At 65.5% G+C, this 23,519-nt stretch carries 18 protein-coding genes, 1 tRNA gene and 1 pseudogene; 11 read left to right on the forward strand and 9 right to left on the reverse strand.

The features are described 5' to 3' along the window. The 7 genes and pseudogenes from A6A04_RS22800 to A6A04_RS21430 form a co-directional block, all read left to right on the forward strand. Positions 1-200: hypothetical protein (locus tag A6A04_RS22800; RefSeq protein ID WP_216636063.1), on the forward strand; the 200-nt coding region annotated here is incomplete at its 5' end. 35 nt (positions 201-235) lie between these two features. Next, a pseudogene (locus A6A04_RS21425) lies at positions 236-547 on the forward strand (IS5 family transposase); the annotation flags it as partial. A gap of 240 nt (positions 548-787) precedes the next feature. After that, positions 788-2,188 (forward strand): FliG C-terminal domain-containing protein, encoded by a 1,401-nt coding sequence (locus tag A6A04_RS00065; RefSeq protein WP_068489177.1) that lies wholly within the window; start codon positions 788-790, stop codon positions 2,186-2,188. Then, entirely contained in the window at positions 2,185-3,381 is a 1,197-nt protein-coding gene (locus A6A04_RS00070) for a FliG C-terminal domain-containing protein (RefSeq protein ID WP_068489179.1), read from the forward strand. The genes A6A04_RS00065 and A6A04_RS00070 overlap by 4 nt, the downstream gene beginning before the upstream one ends. A 40-nt stretch (positions 3,382-3,421) precedes the next feature. After that, positions 3,422-4,231: a hypothetical protein gene (locus A6A04_RS00075; protein ID WP_156612394.1), complete on the forward strand. Its 810-nt coding sequence runs from the start codon at positions 3,422-3,424 to the stop codon at positions 4,229-4,231. Further along, entirely contained in the window at positions 4,228-4,689 is a 462-nt protein-coding gene (locus A6A04_RS22990; RefSeq protein ID WP_245651024.1) for an HD domain-containing protein, read from the forward strand. Before A6A04_RS00075 ends, A6A04_RS22990 begins: the two co-directional genes overlap by 4 nt. Continuing rightward, positions 4,623-5,042: a tyrosine-type recombinase/integrase gene (locus A6A04_RS21430; RefSeq protein WP_407670230.1), complete on the forward strand. Its 420-nt coding sequence runs from the start codon at positions 4,623-4,625 to the stop codon at positions 5,040-5,042. The genes A6A04_RS22990 and A6A04_RS21430 overlap by 67 nt, the downstream gene beginning before the upstream one ends. 100 nt (positions 5,043-5,142) lie before the next feature. On the opposite strand, the gene A6A04_RS00090 is transcribed toward A6A04_RS21430, so the two are convergent. Continuing rightward, positions 5,143-5,218, reverse strand: a tRNA-Lys gene (locus A6A04_RS00090). 177 nt (positions 5,219-5,395) lie between these two features. Between A6A04_RS00090 and A6A04_RS00095 the strand changes: the two genes are divergently transcribed. After that, positions 5,396-6,754 (forward strand): TrpB-like pyridoxal phosphate-dependent enzyme, encoded by a 1,359-nt coding sequence (locus A6A04_RS00095; protein WP_068489185.1) that lies wholly within the window; start codon positions 5,396-5,398, stop codon positions 6,752-6,754. A 27-nt stretch (positions 6,755-6,781) separates the two neighbouring features. Here A6A04_RS00095 and A6A04_RS22995 read toward each other — a convergent pair whose 3' ends face one another. Then, entirely contained in the window at positions 6,782-7,357 is a 576-nt protein-coding gene (locus A6A04_RS22995) for a GGDEF domain-containing protein (RefSeq protein WP_245651025.1), read from the reverse strand. 33 nt (positions 7,358-7,390) lie between these two features. Continuing rightward, entirely contained in the window at positions 7,391-8,206 is an 816-nt protein-coding gene (locus A6A04_RS23000; RefSeq protein WP_245651026.1) for a hypothetical protein, read from the reverse strand. Between the two features lie 318 nt (positions 8,207-8,524). Here A6A04_RS23000 and A6A04_RS00105 point away from each other — a divergent pair, with 318 nt between their 5' ends. Beyond that, positions 8,525-10,885: an Orn/Lys/Arg family decarboxylase gene (locus A6A04_RS00105; RefSeq protein ID WP_068489187.1), complete on the forward strand. Its 2,361-nt coding sequence runs from the start codon at positions 8,525-8,527 to the stop codon at positions 10,883-10,885. A 126-nt stretch (positions 10,886-11,011) separates the two neighbouring features. Here the strand turns inward: A6A04_RS00105 and A6A04_RS00110 are convergent, their stop codons facing one another. Beyond that, on the reverse strand, positions 11,012-12,490 hold the full coding sequence (locus A6A04_RS00110; protein WP_068489332.1) for a hypothetical protein: 1,479 nt from the start codon (positions 12,488-12,490) through the stop codon (positions 11,012-11,014). Between the two features lie 125 nt (positions 12,491-12,615). Between A6A04_RS00110 and hrpB the strand changes: the two genes are divergently transcribed. Next, positions 12,616-15,120: an ATP-dependent helicase HrpB gene (hrpB, locus tag A6A04_RS00115; RefSeq protein ID WP_068489189.1), complete on the forward strand. Its 2,505-nt coding sequence runs from the start codon at positions 12,616-12,618 to the stop codon at positions 15,118-15,120. Between the two features lie 70 nt (positions 15,121-15,190). Then, entirely contained in the window at positions 15,191-15,592 is a 402-nt protein-coding gene (locus tag A6A04_RS00120; protein ID WP_172822703.1) for a TerB family tellurite resistance protein, read from the forward strand. A 196-nt stretch (positions 15,593-15,788) separates the two neighbouring features. On the opposite strand, the gene A6A04_RS00125 is transcribed toward A6A04_RS00120, so the two are convergent. The 5 genes from A6A04_RS00125 to A6A04_RS00145 are packed head-to-tail and all read right to left on the reverse strand — an operon-like array spanning position 15,789 to position 23,513. After that, positions 15,789-16,157, reverse strand: a complete 369-nt coding sequence (locus tag A6A04_RS00125; RefSeq protein WP_068489193.1) for a hypothetical protein — start codon at positions 16,155-16,157, stop codon at positions 15,789-15,791. A 16-nt stretch (positions 16,158-16,173) separates the two neighbouring features. Beyond that, positions 16,174-17,475 (reverse strand): TolC family protein, encoded by a 1,302-nt coding sequence (locus A6A04_RS00130; protein WP_068489195.1) that lies wholly within the window; start codon positions 17,473-17,475, stop codon positions 16,174-16,176. 2 nt (positions 17,476-17,477) lie between these two features. Beyond that, a complete protein-coding gene (locus tag A6A04_RS00135) occupies positions 17,478-18,782 on the reverse strand; it encodes an HlyD family type I secretion periplasmic adaptor subunit (RefSeq protein WP_068489197.1) in 1,305 nt (434 codons plus the stop codon). After that, a complete protein-coding gene (locus A6A04_RS00140) occupies positions 18,779-20,437 on the reverse strand; it encodes an ATP-binding cassette domain-containing protein (protein ID WP_068489199.1) in 1,659 nt (552 codons plus the stop codon). Before A6A04_RS00140 ends, A6A04_RS00135 begins: the two co-directional genes overlap by 4 nt. A 10-nt stretch (positions 20,438-20,447) precedes the next feature. After that, a complete protein-coding gene (locus A6A04_RS00145) occupies positions 20,448-23,513 on the reverse strand; it encodes an ABC transporter substrate-binding protein (RefSeq protein ID WP_068489202.1) in 3,066 nt (1,021 codons plus the stop codon). Positions 23,514-23,519 lie beyond the last annotated feature (6 nt).

Raw genomic sequence — 23,519 nt, forward strand, 5'->3', positions numbered from 1 at the left:
AAACAGACCCGGAAACGCCGATCAACCGCAATTCACGCCCGGAACAACTCTCAAACCGTCAGAATGAAGAGGTTTCCGGAGGTGCCCATATATGCCACAGCCATTCGCATCGACTGATCGCCCTGTTGATGAACGCCGCCGATAGCCCTAGGTCGGATCGACATTCAGGATTCCCCGTCGGACGTTTCTGTGATTCATAAGGTTCCGCCTTGTTGATGCGGAGCGACCGATGGGGATCAAGCGATACGAGTTGAATGAAGCCCAATGGACCAGGATTTCGTCTCTTTTGCCTGGAAAGGCGGGCGATCCCGGGCGAACGGGCGCAGATAACCGGCTGTTCGTGAATGGATGCTTGTGGGTACTGCGCTCCGGGGCGCATTGGCGTGATCTGCCGGAACGGTATGGTAAATGGAAGACGGTCCATCGCCGTTTCAGCCGCTGGTGCCATGCGGGAATATGGGAGCGGGTGTTCGAGGTTCTCACCGCCGATCGCGACAACCAGTACCTGATGCTCGACAGCACCATCGTTCGCGCCAGATCGAGAAGTCGCTTGTCGCTTCCATGGCAATCCCCAACTGATGAAAAACACACGCCAAAGTGGCTTCTGCTATCTTGTACCCTTGCGTAGACTAGGTGGAATCGCAGTCAGTGAAAAGGTCTCCGCAGTGCCCTGCCTTGGAGAACGCCAGGACACTCATGGAAATCTGGAGGGGGCTCGACCTGGCACCTATCCGTCTATTCCTGAAATTCGGGTATCATCCCCGGCACCAAGGAGGGGAGAATCAAAATGACATCAGCACCTGCCGAGGCAGACATCGACCTCATCACCCTGGCCCCGACCAGGGAAACGGCGCGCGACCTTTGCCTGCTGATCAACGATCTGTGCCACCTGGACAAAATGCGGCAGATCGTCGTCCTGGAAGACACGCTGGATCACCCCGAGCGCAGCCTGCTGTTCTACGCTTATCGCCATGTACGGGATCGCGCTTGGCTGGCGGAACCGCTGCGCGACATCTTCCGCCACATCACCTTGGGCCTGACCGAGCAGGTCCAGGTCGAGCGCCTGCTCGATTCCCGTATCGCGGCCGTAGGCGAGGATGATAGGCGGTACATCCGCGACACTCTTGCCGGAATGGCCGACACACCGGCGCGGGAAGATCTGCGTGAGCGGCTGAACGATGCCGCCGCCGACAAGGTGCTGGTGCTGCGTGCCCTGCGCAACGCCCTGGCAGCCCATGTGGGCGGCTATACCCCGCAGGTTTCGGCCGATTATGCCAGGTTCTCCCTGCCGAAGCACCTGCGACTGGGCTATGACGAGTTTCTCGACGGCATCAACAACTCGGCTGGCAAGCGTATTCGAAGCCCCAACGAGATGCTGCTTCCCGTCGACCCTATCGACCCCACCACCACCGATTACGACGACCAGATGGCCCGTCGGCTTGGGGAGAATTTCGAGGACGAAGAGGAGGATGAGCCGGTCGAGGCCCCGCCGGATCTCGAGGCCAGACTGGTCGCTATCGCCAAGGGCTGGGCCACTGACGATAGCGACTGGCACCGATCGGTCGACCGCTTGGCCGAATACCTTGAGATGATCGGCAAGCCCGCGCTAATGGAGCTGCTCCGGCTGGTCGACAAGAATGACTGGGGTGTAGGCCTCCTGGGCCTGCCAACCACGGTGGTTCGTCGGGTCTTCAGCCTGATGAGCAATCGCGCCCAAGCGCTGCTGTTGCGGGACATGGAAGAAGAAAGCGATTTCGACGGCATTTGCCGGACCCCTGGCGCCGTATCCAAGGTGCGCGAAAGCATCATTGATGTCATTGAGCAACGTGGCCTTGCCGATGGCGGCGCTGCGCTGTTGAAGACGTTCATGCATCCCCATGTTGGCTGCGACGCATTCGATGCCTTGGCCCAGAAGGAAGATGCCGAACTAAACTCGTTGTGGCGCAATATCGAGAAGGATCGGATGGGAATTGCGCTGCTGGGCACCACCGCCGAGGTGGCGGTACGGTTCCTCGACCGCCTAAGCGAGAGGGCTCGCCAGATGATGCTGGATGACATGAAAAACCTGTCCGGTTCGGTCACGGCCTCCGACATCGAAAAGATCCAGAAGGAAATCGTCGGGTCCTGTCGGCCGCTTGAAGATGTCCTGGCCGATATACGGGAGCTTCTGGCGAGTCCGGGCGCATGAGCGGGATTACTTCGATCCGCTCATTGATCCGCGAAGCCCCGACGCGGGAAGCCGCCCTGGCCCTGCTGCTGTGCCTCTACGACCTTTGGTCCTTGGCCAAGGCCAGAGGGCCGCTGGCTTTGGAAGACCACGTCGTTCATCCCGAACGGAGTGTCATCCTCCACCAGCACCGGTCATTGGCCCGACTGCCCTGGCTGATGGAACCGCTGATGGATCTGGTGCGCCACTTCACCCTGGGAACCGATGGCAGTTCCGCATACGGCCAAATGATCGACGGCATCATTGCCGCTGAGGAGCGGCGGATGCGCACCGTCCAAGGTTTGGTGATGCTGCTTGCCACGGCAATCACCGCCTTATGGGCGATGGCCATGGCTATCGTAAGACCACCCCTGGTCATGGAAGGAAGCCTTGCCTGGCCCATGGTCACGCTCTGGATCGTCCCCATGGGGCTGGCCATGCTGGCGCTTCATTGCGTCAAGGTTTGGATCGGATGGATCGCGAGCGAGCGGCTCGGCATGCTGGAGGCACTGCGCCGAGGCATCTGCTTTCACGCCGATGGCGCATTTGCCCCCCAGGTGAGCGCGGATGCCGCCCGCATGGCATTGCCACAACGGCTACGGCCGAGCCATGACCAGTTGGAAGCCATGATCAGGGCTGAGTCCGTACGGCACCTCTATCCCGGCGCCCCCCTGCTGTTGCCTGCGGGCAAGGCCGGCGGAAAAGACTGCACCACGGCCATCCAGGACATGCTGGACCGGCTAATGCCGTCCGATCTTGACAGTTTCGAGCGAGATCAGAGGTTGGATGAACTGCTGACCGATCTTTCCGACGATCTGCCTCCCGAGCATTCCGCCGTATCCGTGGACTTCAACCGGTTGTCCCTCCTTGGAACAGATGGCATCCGAGTCTTGCTGCATTCCGTTGACAAGGACGTATGGTCCCTGGCGCTGCGCGGAGCCAGCTCACATACGGCTCGGTCCATCCTTGACTGTATCAGCCATCGCGCCGGGCGATTGTTGATGCGGGACATGGAGGCGCTGGACGGCGCTACGGCGGTGGAGATTCTTGAGGCCCAGCGCACGATCATCGAGACGATCAGAAACTTACGTGCGACAGGAACTTTGCCGGATCAGGCGACCTTGAACAGGGAGTTTCTCGCGCAGCTCTCATCCCTGGACGGCCCCCTATCCTGACGCAAATCATCGCAATGGCATTCATGGCGGGAGCATTCGAGTGACGATATTTACATCCGTAATCCAGCCAGTGCGCGCGCTGCACCGCGAGGCGCCGACGCGGGAAGCCACCCTGGCCTTGCTGCTCTGCCTGAACGAACTGTGGGCATTTGCCAGGGACAAGGGCGATCTGGCGTTGGAGGCCCATGTGGAGGCGCCACTCTCCGATTCCCTCTTCCTCCATCACAAGGCCGTGTGCGATCTGCCCTGGCTGCTGACGCCACTGGTGGATTTCGCTCGGCGGCTGACCCTGGGCTCCAATAATGCCAAGCAGGCCCGGCGTCTGTTGCAGGCCTATCGGGAAACCGAGCGGCGTGCCCTGGAGCAAGTTCTGCGGCAGGCATCGCTTGTCTGGCCACTGGGGCTTTGCCTGTGGCTTGCCGGTCTGGCGGTGCTGGGTGAGGCGGGCATCACGGCGCTGGCCTGGTGGGCGGCCTCGCTGGCCGCCGCTGGCGTGGTGTCGGGACTTTGGCGGATCCGCCTTCGATCCATCGTCGATCAACGCCTCGGCGTTCTCGACGCCATGATCGAGGGCTGCCTGTCTTATCTGAACGGCTACGTGCCACGGGTCTGCGCCGAGAATGCCCGTTCCGTCCTGCCACCGGCCCTGAGGCCGAGCGTCTTCGACCTGGACGAGGCCCTTGGCGCGCACAGCACATCCATCCCCGCCGTTGGCACGGTCGCCGCCCGGAGTAAGGTGCTCGATCTAATTGGGGCCAAGGCCGATTCCGGGGAACCAACCGTCGGGACCACGGAAGAAGCTGACCTGCTGGCCCTGTGGAAGCGGATGAACGGTGAGGAAAAGACATGATGCCGGACAGCCCCTGGTCCCAGGATTCCTTCCTGACCACCCTGGCCTTTGCCGCCGAACGGCATGGCGACCAGAAGACGCCGACAGGCTTTCCCTATGTCACCCATCTGGCGTCGGTGGCGCAGGAGGTGATGGCCGCCCTGGCGACAGAGCCCGGACGTAATGGCACCCTGGCGGTAACGACCGCCCTGCTCCATGACGTGATCGAGGATACCGCCACCAGCCCCGAGATGGTGGCGGAGCGATTCGGTCCCGATATCCTGGCAGCGGTCACCGTCACTGGGAGGTTGATGAGGTTGACGCTTTTCTCCGCTCTGAGCTCGAACCAGGGATCCGGCTGGCGTTCATGCTGGGGCTATATCTTGGTCAGCGCGAGCGCGACATCATCACCATGCGTTGGGATCAGTATCAAAATGGTGAGATTGTTCTCACCCAGTCAAAAACGGCTCAGCCTCTGACCCTTGCGATTGCGCGTCCGTTGGCGGAGGCCCTGGACGGGGCACCGAGGCAGGGTATGACCATGGTGATCTCGGCGAAGGGGCGGCCATACCGCGAAGACAATTTTCGCCATCGCTTTGCCAAGGCGATGAGGCAGGCGGGGTTGAAAGGTCTGACCTTCCATGGCCTGCGCAACACCATGACTGCCATGCTTGCGGAGGCAGGTTGCACCAATCCGGAAATCAAGGCGGTTACTGGGCATGTGACCGATCAAATGGTGCAGCATTATCTCGGCCACGCCCGACAGAAGGAGCGTTCTGCCTCGGCCATTGGCAAGCTCGAAAAGCTGCTGGATGCGGGGCGGAATTCATGACTGCCAAACTTTTTTCCGCGGACTGCCAAACTCTTGATTTTGAAGGCTGGTCCCGAAAGAGCAAGACCCCGATTTCCGTTGAGAAATCAGGGTCTTGGATTGGTGGGTGCACAAGGACTCGAACCTTGGGCCCGCTGATTAAGAGTCAGCTGCTCTACCAACTGAGCTATGCACCCATAGGGCCGTCGGGGCTTGGTGTCTCCCGGCGGAGGGCGGCTTTATATGTCGATCCTGGGCAGGGCGCAAGGGGAAAATGCGCAAGGCGGCCAAAGCCGACGCAGCCCCTTTGCAAGCGGTGGTGGGAGGCGTAAAACCGCCCGGAGAATTACACCCGCCAATAGGGGGTCGTGGAAATGACCGAGAGCACCAAGTACCTGCTGTCCGAGGATCGGATGCCCAAGGCCTGGTACAATCTGAACGCCGATTTGCCGGTTGCGGCGCCGCCGCCCTTGCATCCCGGTACCGGCCAGCCCATCGGTCCCGACGACCTTGCCCCCATCTTCCCCATGGCGGTGATCGCCCAGGAAGTCACCACCGAGCGCTGGGTGGACATTCCCGAGCCGGTGCGCGAGGTCTATCGCCTGTGGCGGCCGTCGCCACTGATCCGGGCGCGCCGTCTGGAGCGGGCGCTGGACACTCCGGCCCGCATCTATTTCAAGTATGAGGGCGTCAGCCCGGCGGGCAGCCACAAGCCCAATACCTCGGTGCCCCAGGCCTTCTACAACCAGCAAGAGGGCGTCAAGCGTCTGTCCACCGAGACCGGGGCCGGTCAGTGGGGCAGCTCGCTCGCCTTCGCCGGATCGCTGTTCGGCCTGGAGGTCGAGGTCTTCATGGTGAAGATCTCCTACCAACAAAAGCCCTATCGCCGCGCCCTGATGGAAACCTACGGCGCCACCTGCATCGCCAGCCCCTCGCCCTTGACCCATGCCGGGCGCGCCATCCTGGAGCGGGACCCGGAGTCCAATGGTTCGCTGGGCATCGCCATCTCCGAGGCGGTGGAAATGGCCGCCTCGCGCGACGACACCAAATATGCCCTGGGCAGCGTGCTCAACCATGTCTGCCTGCATCAGACGGTGATCGGCGAGGAAGCCATGATGCAGATGGAGATGGCGGGCGATTCCCCCGACATCGTCATCGCCTGCACCGGCGGCGGCTCCAACTTCGCCGGTCTGGCCTTTCCCTATATCCGCGAGAACCTGAAGGGCGCCAAGGTCCGCGTCGTCGGGGTGGAGCCCGCCTCGTGCCCGACCCTGACCAAGGGGCTCTACGCCTATGATTTCGGCGATACCGGCAAGCTGACGCCCCTGGTCAAGATGCACACATTGGGCGCCACCTTCATGCCGCCGGGCTCCCATGCCGGTGGCCTGCGCTATCACGGCATGGCCCCCATGGTCAGCCATGTCAAGGAGCTGGGCCTGATGGAGGCCCGCGCCTATCACCAGACCGAGTGCTTCGAGGCGGCGGTGCGCTTCGCCCGGGCCGAGGGCATCGTGCCCGCCCCGGAATCCTCGCACGCGGTCAAGGCGGCGGTGGATGAGGCCCTGCGCTGCAAGGCCGAGGGCAAGGCCGAGACCATCTTGTTCAACCTGTCGGGCCACGGCCATTTCGACATGCAGGCCTATACCGACTATTTCGCGGGCAAGCTGAAGGATACCGTCTATGACCAGGCGGCGCTGGATGCCGCCCTGGCGGAATTGCCCAAGGTCGGCTGAGTCCCCCGGCCGCGGCCGTGTCTTCGTCTATGCGGCGACGACGCGGTTGCGGCCGGAGTCTTTCGCCTGGTACAGCGCCCTGTCGGCGCGGGTCAGCAAATCCTCGAAATTGGCGTCAGCCTCGCCCAGGGCGGCAACGCCGATGCTGACGGTGAAGCGCACCGGCTGGCCGTCATCGGCGGCCACCTCGATGTCGCCCGCCACCGCCGCCCGCATGCGCTCGGCGATCACCAAGGCTCCGGCCAGATCGGTTTCCGGCAGGATCACGGCGAATTCCTCGCCGCCCAGGCGCCCCGCCATGTCCTGGTCGCGGACGATGGTCTGCATGGTCCGCGACAGGGCCTGGATGGCGCGGTCGCCGGTGGGGTGGCCCCAACTGTCGTTGATGGCCTTGAAGCGGTCGATATCCAGGATCATCGTCGACAGTCCGTGGGCATAGCGCCGGGCGCGCCCAACCTCCAGCCGCCCGGTATCCACCAGATGGCGGCGGTTGGCGATACCGGTCAGGGCATCGGTGGTGGCCAGCTTGCGCATTTCCTCGCGCTGGCGCAGCGTTGTCAGGTGCGCCCGCATCATCAGCAGGGCGGCCAGCACAAGCACCACGAAGCCCCCCGAGAGCTGCCAGGCGCGCTTGCGCTATTCCGCCAGGGCACTGGCCTTGTCGAAGCCGACGATAATGGCCACCGGAATCTGCTCGATCTTGCTGACGCCGAAGATGCGTTCCCGCCCGTCCAGCGGCGAGACCGCCACGAAGGTGGCCGAGGCGCGGGCGGAGCCGAAGGCCGGTTGGCCCGGAGGTGGTGGGGTGATGGTGCCGATTGCGTCCGGAATGGGGGGATTGCGGGCCAGCAGGATGCCCTGGATATCGACCATGGCCAGGACGTCGTGGGGGTCGACTTGGAAGTCGGCGATCCATTCCTGGGCCTGATCCAGGTCCAATGCCGCGAGGGCGCCTCCCACCAGCCTGCCTTCCTGCGTCACCAGATTGCGCGAGATCAGGATCACCGGCCGCTTGGACGCGGATTTCTCGGTGGGCATGTACTGAACATAGCTGTCGGAGCTGACCTTGGCATCGGGAGTGGCGCAAAAGACCTGCCTGCTCCGAAACCCATCCACCGGTCGACTGCCGGTGGCGGTGAAGACGCAGTCCTTATTGTAGACCGCGATGTCGAGGATGGCGGGCAGGGATGCGGTCTTTTCCGCCAGCATCGCCCGCATCCGCTGGAAGTGGTCGGGATCGGGGTCGGGATAGACCAGATCGTCGGTGCTGATCCGCCCCAGCACGTCACGCAGCACATAATCGGTGGTCAGGATGGTGGTACCGAACCACTGGCTCATGAACTGGCTTTTCTGGGCGGCGAGGCGCGAGCGTTCCTCAATGATCCGGTCGCGGCTGCCGGACAGGTCCAGGGCCAGCCACCCGGCGGCCAGGGCGAAGGCCAGCAGCATCATGCCGCATACAGCCAGAAAGGACAGTGGCGGGTGGCTCTGGGGCGGGGAGGGGGGCACGAATATTGCCTGTCAGCGATGGATGAGGAGCAGCCTAACCCGGAACTCAACGGAGAGTTGGTGGCGAATTGGCGCGGCTTGTGACCGGATGTGGCATCTCCGTCATGTGCTGGCGCTATACCAACGCCTCGATTCCTGCTAGCAAGGCTCCGTGAAGTTTCCATGTCACGTCCTCGGCGGCATGGAACCCTGGGGCCGGTGTCGCTAGGCTGCGCTGCGGCCCGGCAAGGCCCGATAATGATCCGGACTTAGGAGCAGGTGATGGAGTTCTTTCGGCGGCTGACATTCCTGGTCTGTGCTCCGGCATTCGGTACCGACGACCTGGAGGGGGCGCGGGTCCAGCAGATCATCCACGAGGTGGAGCGCCTGGGCTTCGAGGTGGTTCGCGCCCGCAGGATCGAGGACGCCGAGATCGCGGTGCAGACCGACGCCGCCATCGGCTGCGTGCTGGTGGACTGGGCCAAGGGCGGCCAGGGCGGCGATGCGACCGAGCTGATCAATCTGATGCGGCGGCGCGGCCTGGAAATGCCCATCGTCATCCTGGTGCGCGGCGAGCGCTTCGAGGACATCCCGGTGGACGTGCTGGACTATATCGACGGTTACGTCTTCCTGGCCGAGGAAACCCCGGAATTCATCGCCAAGAATCTGGTCAGCCGCCTGAAGCAGTTCGCCGAGACCCTGAAGACCCCGTTCTTCGGCGCTCTGGTGGACTATGCCGAGGAAGGCAACCAGCTCTGGACCTGTCCCGGCCATAACGGCGGCATCTTCTACAACCGCAGCCCCATCGGCCGCATCTTCGTCGAGCATCTGGGCGAGGCGGTGTTCCGCGACGACCTGGACAATTCGGTGCTCGAACTGGGCGACCTGCTGATCCACGAAGGCCCGGCCCTGCAGGCCCAGAAGGAGGCGGCGGCCATCTTCGGGGCGGAAAAGACCTATTTCGTGCTCAACGGCACCTCGGCGTCGAACAAGATCGTGCTGTCGGCCCTGGTGGCCGAGGACGATCTGGTGCTGTTCGACCGCAACAACCACAAGGCGGCCCATCACGGCGCCCTGCTGCTGGGCGGCGGCATTCCCATCTTCCTGGAGACCGACCGCAACGCCCAGGGGTTGATCGGTCCCATCTATACCGAGGCCTTCGACGAAGACGCCATCCGCGCCAAGATTCGCGACAATCCGCTGGTCAAGGACCCCGAGGCCTGGCAGCGGCCGCGTCCCTTCCGCGTCGCGGTGATCGAGCAGTGCACCTATGACGGCACCATCTACAATGCCGAGCTGATCCTGCAGCGGATCGGCCATCTGTGCGACTACATCCTGTTCGACGAGGCCTGGGCCGGATTCCTGAAATTCCATCCCCTGTTCCGGGGCTGCTACGCCATGGGGCTGAAGGATCTGGGCGAGGACCAGCCCGGCATCATCTCGACCCAGTCCACCCATAAGCAGATGGCGGGCTTCTCGCAGGCGTCGCAGATCCATGTGCGCGACCGCCACATCAAGGGCCAGCCCCGCCGCATCGAGCATAAGCGGTTCAACGAGACCTTCATGCTGCACGCCTCGACCTCGCCGTTCTATCCGCTGTTCGCCTCGCTGGACGTGGGCGCCCAGATGATGCGCGGCCGCTCGGGCGAGGTGCTGTGGGACGACACCGTCGATCTCGGCATCGAGCTGCGCAAGAAGATCCGCGCCATCAAGCGCGAGTTCATGGAGAAGGAAAAGGACAAGGCGCGGCACTGGTTCTTCGAACCCTTCGTGCCCGACCGGGTGGTGGCGGGCCAGGGCGACGGCGCCGCCGACGGGGCCGAGGTGGCCTGGGAGGAGCTGCCCACCGAGACCCTGGCCGCCAATCCGCGCTATTGGGAATTCACCCCCGGTGCCCGTTGGCACGGCTTCACGCATGTTACCCGGTCGGGCTATGCCATGACCGATCCCAACAAGCTGACCCTCCTGACCCCCGGCTTCGACCGCGCCACCGGCACCTATGCCGATTACGGCATTCCGGCGCCGGTAGTGGCGCAGTATCTGCGCGAGAACCGGGTGGTGCCGGAAAAGAACGACCTCAACTCGCTGCTGTTCCTGCTGACCCCCGGCGTCGAGTCGAGCAAGGCCGGAACCCTGCTCTCCACCCTGGTGGCCTTCAAGCGCCGCCATGACGACAATGCCCTGCTGGACGACGCCATTCCCGAATTCGTTCGCCGCCGTCCCGAACGCTACAAGGGCATCCGCATGCAGGAATTGTGCGCCGCCATGCACGCCTTCTACCGCGAACGCAATGTCAGCGCCCTGCAGCGCGCCCAGTTCTCGCCCGAGCATCGCCCCGTGATGGTCATGCGTCCCAACGATGCCGTGCGCATGCTGACCCGCAACCAGGTGGATTACCTGCCCATCGACCAGATCGAGGGTCGCATCGCCACCACCCTGTGGGTGGTCTATCCCCCCGGCATCGCCACCATCATTCCCGGCGAGCGGCTGTGCGCGCGGGCCAAGCCCATGCTGGACTACCTGAAGATGTTCGAAAGCGCGTCGAATCAGTTCCCCGGCTTCGAGGCAGAAATCCAGGGTCTGTACCGCGAGATCGAGCCCGATGGCTCCATCCGCTTCTACACCTATGTCGCCAAGGAGTAGGGGCGGGCAGGATATCCACTTCCCCCCTCTCCCGCTTGCGGGAGAGGGTCGGGGTGAGGGACTGGTAGCCGCGACTTGATGTCGAATGGCGCGCCGACGCGGGCGCCCTCACCCGTCCCGGCGGCCTCAGACCTGGATGCCGAAGGCGGACAGGGTCTTGGTCAGCAGCGTCATCTTGCGCTCCTTCTCCTCGCCGGACGCCCCGGCCAGATAGTCGGGCAGGAAGCTGGGATCGCGCAGATAGGTTTCCATGATGGTGCGCACGGCGGCCATGTTGGGGCCATCGATGAAGGTGCCCTTGCGACAGAGGTCCAGCAGGGTCAGCACCTTCTGCGACGCCGATCCGCCTTTCTTGTCCACCTGCTCGAACAGGCGCGAGGAGCGCAGCAACTGGCCCTGGGCGGCTTCCACCTGGGCCATGCACACCGCCTTGTCGCCCTCGGGCAGCCAGGACGCCTTGATGGCCTTGTGGATGGTGGTCAGGGTCTGAAGCTTGGGAACCGGTGGTTCCTGGCCGCCGATGACCCGGGGCACGAAATCCTTGTCGCCGAAATAATGGTCGATGAAGGTCTTGAGCGTGGCGCGGTTGCTCTGGCCGATGGCGATGGCGCTGATCTGCATCAGGAAGGCATAGCGGTCGGCCAGCACCTTGCGTTCGCGCAGCAGGTCGGTGATGCCTTCCTTGCTGAGATAGCGGGCCTGGCGCCGCTCCAGCGAGGCCATGGCCTTGGTGCCACCGATCAGGGTGGTGCCGGTCCACATGCGCTTGAACATGTCGAACAGCGCCTGGATCTCGATCTCGGGTTCGGCGGAGCGCAACGGGTCCTTGGCCGCCAGGGTCCGCAGCAACGCATATTCAACGGAGGCCTTGACATTGGGTGCTTCGCCCGCGGCGATCATGGCGTTGATGGCCGCCGTGCCGGGATTGGCATTGGGGCGCGGCTTCCACTCGCCCTTCCACAGCTCGATCAGGTCGCCACAGCGCTCTTCCAGGGTTTCGCACAGGCCCAGCATCTGGTCCAGGGCGGCGTCGCTCTTGGCGCATTCCGACAGGATCAGCTCGATATAGGCATTCTCGTCCTTGCCCTTGCTGGCGGCGAACAGCTTCAGCAGGGCGCCGACCTTGTCCTTCCAGACCTTGAATTGGGACAGGTACTCGGCCAGGGTGCGGTTGATCACATAGTCGCGCTCGGCCCCGGTGGCCTTCACCCCGGCCACGAAGGCGCAGAACGTCTCGGGGGTGATGGCGGAGACGGGTTTCTCCTTGTCGTCGTCCCAGACCTTCTTCATCCCGGCGCTGATCAGGGTGTTGAGGTCCTTGAGGCGCTGGGCGGCGCTTTCGTTCCTGGTCTTGGCCTGCAGGGTGGCGATCTTGTCGACCGCGTTCATCATCACCCGGCCGGCGTCATTCAGCCGCTTCTGGTACTTGGAGGAAAACACAAGTTCCGTAGGGGTAATGACCAGGGACTCGATGAAGTTGGTTAGAAATCGACCGATAAGGTCGCGCGACCCGGCGGAATAGAAATCCTCGACCTTGGTGCAATAGGCGCCATCCAGCAACGCTTCCGGAGCGGCATCCACATCTTCCTTGGTTGGTAGCGCCATCGAAATATCGCCCATCGGTAATGTAGAGGCCATCGCCTCACAAAATGTCACACCATCATTAACTTTCGCGGCCTCGTCTCACAATCGGTTTTTGACCCTAGATCGGGCATCGCTATAAAGGTTGCATGAACGGCCTTCCCATCGATCCCATTCTGCCCGGCATCCGCGATGCCCTGGCCCAGGCCGGGCAATTGGTGCTGCAGGCCCCTCCCGGGGCGGGCAAGACCACCCGGGTGCCGCTGGCGCTGCTGGACGCGCCGTGGCTGGCGGGCAAACGCATCGTCATGCTGGAGCCCCGCCGCCTGGCGGCCAGGGCCGCCGCCACCCGCATGGCCGCCACCCTGGGCGAGGCCCCCGGCGCCACGGTGGGCTGGCGCATCCGCTTCGACAGTCGTGTCGGCCCTGACACCCGCATCGAGGTGGTGACCGAAGGCATCCTGGTGCGCATGCTTCAGGATGATCCGTCGCTGGACGGCGTCGGGCTGGTGATCTTCGACGAATTCCACGAACGCTCGCTGCATGCCGATCTGGGATTGGCCCTGGCCCTGGAAAGCCGCCAGGGCTTGCGCGATGACCTGCGGCTGCTGGTGATGTCGGCCACCCTGGATGGCGGGCCGGTGGCGGCCCTGATGGGCGGCGCTCCCCTTCTCAGCAGCGAGGGCAGGGCCTATCCGGTGGCGACCCGCTTCCTGTCGCGTCCCGATCCCCGCCGTCTGGCCGACGAGGTGACGGCGGCGGTGGCGAGCGCCTTGCGCGACGACGAGGGCGACATCCTGGTCTTCCTGCCCGGCGCCGGGGAAATCCGCCGGGTGGAAGGCCTGCTGGCCGAGCATCCCGCCGCCCGAGACGCGGTGATCACGCCGCTTTACGGCGATCTGACCCAGGAGGCCCAGGACCGGGCCATCCGTCCCGACAGCCAGGGGCGGCGCAAGGTGGTGCTGTCCACTTCCATCGCCGAGACCTCGCTGACCATCGACGGCGTGCGGGTGGTGGTGGATGGCGGGTTGATGCGCCTGCCCCGCTTCGATCCCGGCTCGGGCATGACCCGGCTGGTCACCTTGGCGGTGTCGCGCGCCGCCGCCGACCAGCGCCGGGGCCGCGCCGGGCGGCAGGGGCCTGGAGTGTGCTACCGCCTGTGGTCCGAGGCCGAGGATCGCGCCCTGCAAGCCTGGACGGCGCCCGAGATCACCGAGGCCGATCTGGCGCCGCTGGCGCTGGATCTGGCGCAATGGGGCGTCGACGACCCCCTGTCGCTGGCCTGGCTGGACCCGCCGCCCGCTCCCCATCTGGCCCAGGCCCGCCAATTGCTGGCCGAGTTGGGGGCGCTGGGCAAGGACGGGCGCATCACTCCCCATGGCCGCGCCATGGCGCGGCTGCCCATGCATCCCCGCCTGGCCCATATGGCGCTGAAGGCGCGCGAGATGGGGGAAGGCGGGCTGGCCTGCGATCTGGCGGCGCTGCTGGAGGAACGCGACATCCTGCGCGCCGGGCGGGGCTTGCGTGATTCCGACATCCGCTTGCGCGTCGACGCCCTGCGCGGCGGCGATATGGGCGATCCCCGCCATGGCTTGACCGTGGACCGCGGTGCCCTGGCCCGAGCCCGCCAGTCGGCCAAGGAGTGGCGCCGCAGGCTGGGGGTGAAGGGCGGGGATGGCCGAGGGGCGGATGCCGGAGCGCTGCTGGCCTTCGCCTATCCCGATCGCATCGCCCGGCGTCGGCCGGGGGGCGAACCGCGCTATTCCCTGGCCAATGGCCGTGGTGCCGCCTTTGCCGATCACGAACCCCTGGCGGCGGAGGAATGGCTGGTGGCCGCCGATCTGGACGGCGACCGCCGCGAGGCCCGCATCTTCCTGGCGGCGCCCCTGACCCTGGCCGGGATCGAGGAGCGGTTCGCCGAGCGGATCGAGACCGAGACCCTGTGCGACTGGGACGGGCGGGAGGAGGTGGTCCGCGCCCGCCGTCGCCGCAGGCTGGGCGCCTTGGTGCTGGAGGACAAGCCGCTGAAGGAGGCCGAGCCCTCCCGGCTGGCCGCCGCCATGGCCGAAGGCGTGCGCGCCATGGGGTTGGGCTGCCTGCCTTGGACACCGGAACTGGAGAAACTGCGCCAGCGGGTGGCCTTCCTGCGCTCCCAGGACCCCGAGGCGGGCTGGCCGGACCTGTCGGACCAGGCCCTTCTGGACGGTATCGAGGACTGGCTGGAGCCCCATCTGGCGGGCATCACGCGGCGCGCCCATCTCGCCCGCCTCGACCTCGGGGCTGCCCTGGGCGGACTGGTGGACTGGGATTCCAGGCGCCGCCTGGACGAGCTGGCCCCCAGCCATGTGGAGGTGCCTTCGGGCTCGCGCCTGCCCATCGACTATTCCGGCGAGACCCCGGTGCTGGCGGTGCGTCTGCAGGAGATGTTCGGCTGCGCGGATACCCCCCGCGTCAATCGGGGCCGGGTGGCGGTGCTGCTGCACCTGTTGTCGCCCGCGCGGCGTCCGGTCCAGGTGACCCGCGATCTCGCCAGCTTCTGGGCCAATGCCTATCGGCAGGTCAAGGCCGATCTCAAGGGCCAGTATCCCAAGCATTGGTGGCCCGATGACCCCATGCAGGCCGAACCCACCGCCCGGGTCAAGCCGCGAAAATAGACCGGAATCCGGGTCGGGATTGGTAAGGTGCCGATGGCGTGATAAACTACCGCCGAGGGAGACGGGAGTTATGACAATGTTTCTTCAGCACCTGGACGCCGGGCAGCGTCGCGCCCTGGTTATCTTCGCCTATTATGTCATGGCGGCCGATAACGAAGTGGCTCCGGAAGAGTTGGCCATCGTCGCGGCGCTGGAACATGAACTGGGGTTGGAGGGGTGCATTCATCCCGGTGAGATGCTGGTGGAACCGTTGTTCAGCGAGTTCCCGGACCGTCGATCGCGCATGGCGGTGATGCTGAAGCTCTACGCGGTGGCCCATGCCGACCGCAAGATTCACCCCAAGGAACGGGCCATGCTGGACGACTATGCCCGGCGGATCGGCCTGACCGAGGCCGAGGTCGCCGCCCTGGACCAGTGGGGACAGCGCCACACCGCCTTGGTGGAAGAGGCCCGTCGGCTGGTTGAGGGGTGATACAGGGTTTGGTTGTTCTGTGCCGTTGCCGACATACTTGACGCGGGAGTGGGTGGCGGATGCAGGAATGTCGGCGTGCGGAGGCCCCCCTCCCGACCTCCCCCCACCCGTGGCGGGGGGAGGAGTCTGTCCGATGATGCGTTTGCCGCTCCAATTCCTTCATCCGGCTGCCCAGGACCATCCTCGCCCGAACCGATCACCCCGCCAGGGCGGCGAGGTCGTCGGGCACGGACTCGGCGGCGGCGCGGATGGCTTGCAGCGCCTTGCGCTCCAAATCGTCGACAGTGCCGTCGCGCAGCAGATGGCCCTTCAGCCAGGCCCAGGTGTCGTCGCTGATGGTGGTGCCGCCATCCAGGGCGAAGGTGGTCAGCGAGTCCACGAACAGATCCTCGAAACTGGACGGATAGTCGCTGCCGCTCAGGATGGTGTTGATGTCGAGCAGCACCTGGACCTCGTCGCGACCAAGTCCGCGCGCCAGCACCGAGCGCAGGGTCTTGACCTCGCTTTCGTCGATGGAGCCATCTTCATAGACCGACATCTTCAGGTCCTTGAGATAGTGATCCATAACCCCGCCCCCTTTCCTAGTCGATCAGGGTTTCGTTCAGGACCCCGACGGATTTCAGCAATGTAAAGGCGGCGATTCCCACATCGGCCTCGGCCGAGGCGGCATCGCTCTGGGCATTGATCAGCGTCGTTTCCCCCGCCAGGACATCGATCAGCGAGCGGCGTCCGTGCAGACGCTCCTCGCGGGCCATGGACAGGAACTCTGCCGAAATGCGTGCCTGATTATGGAGATAGTCGGCGTTTTCACGGGCGGTGGCAAGGGCTTGCCATGCATTTCGAACCTGTTCCTCCACCACGTCGCGGGTGTCCGCGTGACGGTTGTCGGCGGCCAGGACGCCTTCGCGCGCCACGGCCAGCGAGCGGACCGGAGCCAGCCCGAGGTTGAAGGGGTAGCTGAGTTCCAGCTTGACCACTTGCTCCTGCTGGTTGCCCGGCGTGCCGTCGACATTGATCTTGACCTTGGACTCGGCCACGGCATTGAGCTTGGGGGCCAGTTCGGCTCCGACCACGCGGCGGACCTCGGCCTGGGCGATCTGGCCGGTCAGGCGGGCGGCGCGCAACTGATAATTCTTGTCCCGCGCCATCTCCACCGCGTCGTCCAGGCTTTTGGGCAGCAAACCATCGGGAACCGGCACCGTCGTCACCTCCTTGGACGGCGGCGGCTCGGAGGCGAAGACGGCACGATAGCGGTTGATGGCCGCCACCAGGCTGCCGCGCGCCCGCACCAGCCGGGCCTGGGCGCCCGCCAACTGGCTTTTGGCCTGAAGCACGTCGGTGGGCATGCCCGCACCAAGCTCCACCCGGCTTTCCTCCAATCCGGTCTGGCGGCGGATGTTTTCCACGGATTGCTCGGCGAAGGCCAGCGACCGATAGGCGCGTAAAAGGTTGATATGCGACGAGATGCCTTCCAGCACCAGATCCTGGCGGACACTGGCCAGGGTGGTGCGCGATTGGGTATTGGCCAGATCGGCCTTGTCCACCTCGGCATCGGTCTTGCCGAAATCGATCAGGTTCTGGGTCAGCGAGATGGTGGCATCCCGGTTGATCATGTCGGTGCTCTGGCTGGGCGCCGGCTTGTGGACGTGCTGGCGCCCCTTGTTGGCGGTCAGCTTCAGGTCTGGAAAGTAGCCGCCGCGCGCCTTCAGCGCCCCGGCGTCCGAGGCCCGGACATCGGCCTCGGCGGCGGCGAGGCGCTTGTGGCTTTGCAGCATGCGGTCCAGGGCTTCCCGCAACGGCTCGGCCGAGGCGGGGCCTGAGTAAACCACCCAGGCCAGCAGGGTGCTCAGGATCACTCGGGCGGCGGGCAGATGCGCGGACAAGGTCAACGTTCCTCGAAGGCGAAGCGTAGGGACTGGAACCAGGGACTCAGCAGATAGGCGAAGACGCTGCGCGATCCGATCAGGATACCGCACTGCACCTGCATGCCAGGATACAATTGATATACCCTGTCGCCGCTCTCGAATCGATTCTTGTCGGTGACGACGCGGATCTTGTAGAAGGCGCGGCCATCCTGGGTGACGGTGGCGTCGGGGCTGACGGTATCCACGGTGCCGTGGATATGGCCGAAGGCCGCCGCCTCCGACGAGACCAGGGTGACGCGCGCCGATTGGCCACGGCGGACATAGCCGATATCCTCGATGCGCAGCTTGGCCTCGACGATCAGGCGGTCCTCGATGGGCACGATCTCCAATACGGTCTGGCCCGGCTGGATCACGCCGCCCTCGGTGGCCACCGCGATGGTCTTGACGATGCCGTCCACCGGCGCCCGCAGCACGGTGCGGTCCTGGGCGCTTTGGAATTTGTGCATGCGCTGGGTCAGTTCCTCCAGCGACTGATAGGCTTGGGACAGTTCCTTGCGGGCCTGCTCGATGAAATTCTCCTTCAGGCTGCCCAGGCGTTCGCGCGCCTCCTTCAAGGCGGACTCGATGCGGGGCACCGCGGCCTGGTCGGCGTCCAACTGGCCCTTCAGGGTCTGCTGCTGGCGGACCAGATCGAGATGGACCATGCGGCTGGTCAATTCCCGCGACAGCAGATTCTCGCTGATGCCGACCTGATCGCTGACCAGCCCCAGGGCGCGGCGGTTGTTGCCGATGCGGATACCGATTTCGTTCAGTTCCTGCTGGCGCTGCACGATCTGGGTTTCCTGGGTGCTGATATCGTGGGAGAGGCGGCGGCGGCGGGTCTCGAACACCTCGGTGGCGGATTTGGCCAGATCGGGGGCCTCGCGGGCCAGGGCAGGCGGCGGCACGAACCTGTCCTCGCTCCGCACCTCGGCCTCCAGCCGGGCGATGTCGATGCGCAGCCCATTGAGTCTTGCCCCCAACTCCTCCAACTCGGAACTGGCGCGGATGGGGTCCAGGCGGATCAGCGGGCGGCCCTTTTCCACCCGGGCGCCTTCCTCCACCAGGATGGCGCTGACGATGCCACCTTCCAGGTGCTGCACCGCCTTGACCCGGCTCATGGGCATGACTTCGCCCACGGCGCTGCTGACCACATCCAGCCGGCCCAGCGCACCCCAGGCGACCAGGACCGCCGCCAGGACCAGGCTGTAGGCCAGCAGGCGCTGGGCGGGAGTGGCGGTCCGGGCGTGATCCCGCAAGGATTGGATGGCCTGGGCCGGGGTCATGCCGCCACCTCGGACGCGGTCAGGCGGCAGCCGCTGGGATCGATCTCCAGGACCTGGCGGGCGCCGCGCAGGATATTGGGGTCATGGGAGACCACGACGATGGTGCGGCCCAGCCGTGCCAACTCGATCAACAGGGAATAGACGGCCTCGACGGCGTCGCGATCCAGGCCCTCGGACGGTTCGTCCAGCACCACCAGCGGGCCGTTCACCGCCAGGGCGCGGGCCAGGGCGAGACGGCGGCGCTGTCCCAGGGCGAGGCTGCGGCCTCCCAGGGTCAGGCGACGATGCAGCCCGTCGGGATGCTCGTCGACGAAGCGGCCCAGCCCGACCTTGTCCAGGCAGGCCCGCATCTCGGCCTCACCCAGGCCGGGGCGAACGGCGGCCATGTTCTCGGCGATGCTGCCGTCAAGGAAGATGGGTTCCTGGGGCAGATAGGAAACCTGCGCCCGCCACCAGGCCGGGTCCAATTGGCGGATATCGACGCCATCGGCCAGGACTTGACCCTCGTCGGGATCGGCAAGGCCGGTGATCAGGCGCAGCAGGCTGGACTTGCCCGAGCCGTTGCGCCCGGTGATGGCCAGGACGCCGCCGGGTTCCACCACCACGTCCAGGGCCGAGAACAGCGGCATGGGCTGGCCGGGAGGGGCATAGGCCAGCCGTCGCAGTTCCAGCCGACCGTGATAGGCGGCCAGCACCGCGCCACGCCCGGGCTCCACCGGAATGTCGACGGCGAAGGCGCGGGCGGCGCGCAGATCGCCCTCGGCCTGCTGCAGCGAGGGGCTCAACTGGGCAAGCCGCACCACCGGCGCCAGGGCGCGGGCGGCGATGAGGTTGGCGCCGATCAGGGCGCCCACATCCAGCTTGCCGTCTACCACCAGTATGGCACCCACCGCGATGATACCGGCGCCCATCAGCCCTTGCAGTGCCTGATTGAGCGAGGTGGCGCCATTAGCCTGGGCCGCCAACTGGCCGCGCAACTCCCTGGCGCGGGCGGAGACCTGGACCCAGCGCCGCATCAACAGCGAAGCGCCGCGGAACTGGCGGATGGCGTCGCCGCCGCTTCCCGCCGCTTCCACCAGGGTCGCCACCGCCTGGCCCGCCGCCTGGGCGGCCTTGATGGGGGCGACGGTTCGGCGTTGGCCAAACCAGATGGAGGCAACGGTGGCGGCGGTGAAGATGCTGGCGATCAGGGCCAGGGGCGGCGACAGCAGCGCCAGAACCAGCAGGAAGAAGACGGAAAAGGGAACGTCGGCCAGGGCGGCCAGATTGGGGGCGCCAAAGGCGGCTTCCGCCCGCTCGACGCCGCGCATCAGGATCTCGGCCTCGCCGCGTGGCCTTGCGTCCAGGGCGGTGGGGCGCGCCGTCAGCATCAGGCCGAACAATCCGGTGGCCAGCTTCTCGTCGTCGCCGCCGACGATCTCGGCCGCCAGCTCCAGGCGCAGGGTGCGGAAGACGTGTTCCGCCAGCACCGCGATCACCACGCCCACGGTCAGGGTGAACAAGGTGGCGCCGACGCCATGGCCCACATAGCGGTTCAACACCTGGATGACATAGAGCGACGAGGCCAGCCCCAGGGCATTGACCAGCAGCGATGCCAGGAACAGCCGGACGGTGGCTGCCGGATGCCGGGACAGCCGTGCCAGCAACTCCTTCATGCGGCTATCCTCACGCCCGCACCGGCATGGGGGTGTCGGCGGGGTCCGGGCTGTCTTCCGACAGCGGCTTCCAGACGATTCCGGCCTCGTTGAAGGCGTGCCAGATGCGGGTCCAGACCTCATCGGTGGCGAAACGCATGCGGCCCATATGCTTGATGCTGAAGCGGATATTGTAGCGCGCCACCCAATGGCCGCCGATGCATTCCACTCCGGCGAAATGGATCTCGGCGCCCTCGGTGGTGCCGCCGCCCTCGGGGTCCTCGCCAGCGATGAATTCCTTGACCCCCACCAGGGAATGCTTGAGCAGTTCCACCACCTGCACCGGGTCGTGGCTGGGATCGGCGTGGATGATCAGGCCGGTATAGGCACCCTTGGCGCTGCTGTAGTTGTGGACCTCGGCCTCGGACACCTTGCCGTTGGCCAGGGACACCATATAGCCGTTGGAGCGGATGCGCACGGTGCGCCAGGTGATGTCCTTGATCTGTCCGGCGATGCCGCCGATCTTGACGAAGTCGCCCACCTTGAACGGGCGTTCGATGTTGAGCACCACGCCCGAGAAGATGTTGGCGATATTGGCCTGCACCGCCAGGCCGATGATCATGGCCAGCACGCCCGAGGTGGCCAGCAGGCTGGTCAGGGTCTGGCCCATGACGAAGGCCACCACGCCGCAGGCCGCCAGGGCATAGACCACGAAGGACGACAGCATGCGGATGACGTTGGGAATCTTGCGGTTGGTGCGGCTTTCGATGGGCACCCACAAGAAACGTTCCAGCGAGATGGTGACGATGCGGGCCGGAACGATCCACCACAGGGTCTCGTAGACGAAATAGATGGCGTCGATGGCCGAGGTGCTGAAATTGGCCAGCGCGTAGTCGAGGATCAGGTTGCCCACGGAGACCAGCAGCAAGGGCCAGGTCACCGCGCGCAGGACCAGGGTCTGCATGCGCCAGAACTGGCCGCGATCCTTGCGGTCGAGCAGGCTGGCCAGCACCGAGCCCACCAGCGAGAAGATGGCGAAATAGATGAAGGAATCCGCCGGGAAGGCGTCGCGGGCCTTGAAGCCGTCCGGCTTCAGGATCATGCCCATGTCGATCAGCGAGAAGGACGGCAGCGGCTTGCCGAAACCGACGAAGGTGGGATCGCCGGACGAGCCCTGCAGCGAGGCTTCCTGCGATACCCAGGCCCGCTCGATCTCCCAGCCCGACAACCCGGCCAGCACATGGGCCCGCATCATCATGTCCACCAGCGGATCGGCATTGACCATGCCGCCGCTCAATCCGGCCAGCAGCGCCTTGACCGAATTGCCGCCATCGCCCTCGCTGATGGACATGCGGCTTTTCTTCAACTGCTCCTGAAGGGTGCCGCCGCTGCCCAGATCCATGCCCAGCACGTCGGAGACGTACATCAGGTTGTTGCGGTTGAGGATGCGGTGGTGGAAGGACAGGCCCACCAGCTGGGTGCCATAGGCGCGGCTGACCTGGGAGTAGTTGCGGAAGAACTTGCCGTGCACCCGATAGGACCGGTACAGCATGTCGCCGTCCTGGCCCTCGCGCTCGGGATGCTCCAGCTTGATGGGGGTGACGGCGTTGGTGAAGACCACGTCCTGGGGGTTGATGTCGCCGCGCCAGCGGAACCAGATGGTCAGGTCCAGGTCGACGGTATTGGCCTTGGTGTCCATGGCCGACACCTTGTCCACCTTGACCCCGGCGAAGACCACATTGGTCTTGTACATGAAGCGGTCGTTGACGTAGAGGGCGCGCCCGGCGATCAGCTCCTGCAGGTAGTTGGCGACGCCCTCCTCGCGGATGGGCGACAGCTGGGTCAGGGCCGAGATCATCTCGATGCCGTCATACTGGCCGATCCAGGCCGGGGCCGCCGACACACCGCGCGCGTCGAAATATTGCGGCCCGTTGATGCCAGGGAAGGCCTTGTCCACCCGGTTCATGGCGGCCAGGGCGTCGCGTAGCGCCTTGCGCACCGATCCGGGCTGGCGCTCGGCCGAGGACAGGCCGCGATAGGTCTCGCTCAGCAACCGTGCCCCGTCGAAGGCATAGCCCGCCAGCCAGTCGGGCGAGGCACCGAATTTCTCGATATAGCCGTTGCGGAAGCGTTGCGCCCGCTCGCCCGCCGTGTCCAGCAGCATGGGGGCGCTGACCAGGGTGCCGTTCAGTGCCGCCCCCACCGAGCCCTCGCCCTTCCAGTGATTGGCCAGGCTGGCGCGGAAGGCGTCGGTGGCCAGGGCGCGCAGGCCGACCACCTTGTTGCGCACGCCGCCCTTGCGCAGGCCCGCCACGATGCGGCCCGCCGCCTCGGCGTCGCCGAGGACGAACACCGCGCCGATCAGCTTCTTGTCGTTGATGTCGGCGGCGATGCGCTCGATATCCTGGTCCAGCCCCGCCGCGGCCGGGTCATAGGCCCAGCGGAACAGCACCTTGGTGCCGAAGCGTTGCAATACCTCGTCGAACACGGTGGACAGGGCTTCGTCGCGGGGGCTGCCGGAATGGATGATGGAAACCGTCTTCTCGCCCACCACATTGCGCACGTAATTGGCCAGGAAGCGGGTCTCGAAGGTCTCGTCGAAGGTGGTGCGGAACAGCCAGGGATCGGCGGGCAGGGCTTCCTGCTGCGCCGTGGCCGGGGTCAGCGCCGGGATGCCGCGCGCGGCATAGACCTCGGCCGCCGCCCGCGCCGCCGCGCCCGAGGCATGGCCGATGACGCCGATGACATCGCTGGCCGCCGCTTTCTCGGCCGCCGCTTTGGCCTGGACGGGGTCGTCGCCATCGTCGATCCGCAGCACCGCCAGGGGATGGCCGCCGATGCCGCCCGCCTTGTTGACCTGCTGCACCAGCAACTCGACGCCGCGACGGATGGACTCGCCCTGATCCGCCGCCCGGCCCGAGGCCGGGGCCAGCACCGCGATGGAGACCGGCTTCTTGGAACTGGTGTCCAGGAACGCGATCCACATCACCAGGGAAACCAGCCCGGCGACGGCCGCCGCCACGCCCAGCATGGTCAGGAACAGGCCACGCTTCGACATGTTCGACAGGCGGTCTTGGATGGTGCGGATCAGGTCCATGGACGA

Source organism: Paramagnetospirillum marisnigri (assembly GCF_001650715.1).
GTDB classification, from domain to species: Bacteria; Pseudomonadota; Alphaproteobacteria; order Rhodospirillales; family Magnetospirillaceae; genus Phaeospirillum; species Phaeospirillum marisnigri.

Excerpts from the sequence above, each read along its gene's own strand:
- A6A04_RS00065 (WP_068489177.1), top strand. The coding sequence starts at position 788 with ATGACATCAGCACCTGCCGAGGCAGACATCGACCTCATCACCCTGGCC.
- A6A04_RS00070 (WP_068489179.1), top strand. The coding sequence starts at position 2,185 with ATGAGCGGGATTACTTCGATCCGCTCATTGATCCGCGAAGCCCCGACG.
- A6A04_RS22990 (WP_245651024.1), top strand. The coding sequence starts at position 4,228 with ATGATGCCGGACAGCCCCTGGTCCCAGGATTCCTTCCTGACCACCCTG.
- A6A04_RS21430 (WP_407670230.1), top strand. The coding sequence starts at position 4,623 with ATGCGTTGGGATCAGTATCAAAATGGTGAGATTGTTCTCACCCAGTCA.
- A6A04_RS00095 (WP_068489185.1), top strand. The coding sequence starts at position 5,396 with ATGACCGAGAGCACCAAGTACCTGCTGTCCGAGGATCGGATGCCCAAG.
- A6A04_RS23000 (WP_245651026.1), bottom strand. The coding sequence starts at position 8,206 with ATGATGCTGCTGGCCTTCGCCCTGGCCGCCGGGTGGCTGGCCCTGGAC.
- A6A04_RS00105 (WP_068489187.1), top strand. The coding sequence starts at position 8,525 with ATGGAGTTCTTTCGGCGGCTGACATTCCTGGTCTGTGCTCCGGCATTC.
- A6A04_RS00110 (WP_068489332.1), bottom strand. The coding sequence starts at position 12,490 with ATGGCGCTACCAACCAAGGAAGATGTGGATGCCGCTCCGGAAGCGTTG.
- hrpB (WP_068489189.1), top strand. The coding sequence starts at position 12,616 with ATGAACGGCCTTCCCATCGATCCCATTCTGCCCGGCATCCGCGATGCC.
- A6A04_RS00120 (WP_172822703.1), top strand. The coding sequence starts at position 15,191 with ATGACAATGTTTCTTCAGCACCTGGACGCCGGGCAGCGTCGCGCCCTG.
- A6A04_RS00125 (WP_068489193.1), bottom strand. The coding sequence starts at position 16,157 with ATGGATCACTATCTCAAGGACCTGAAGATGTCGGTCTATGAAGATGGC.
- A6A04_RS00135 (WP_068489197.1), bottom strand. The coding sequence starts at position 18,782 with ATGACCCCGGCCCAGGCCATCCAATCCTTGCGGGATCACGCCCGGACC.
- A6A04_RS00140 (WP_068489199.1), bottom strand. The coding sequence starts at position 20,437 with ATGAAGGAGTTGCTGGCACGGCTGTCCCGGCATCCGGCAGCCACCGTC.
- A6A04_RS00145 (WP_068489202.1), bottom strand. The coding sequence starts at position 23,513 with ATGGACCTGATCCGCACCATCCAAGACCGCCTGTCGAACATGTCGAAG.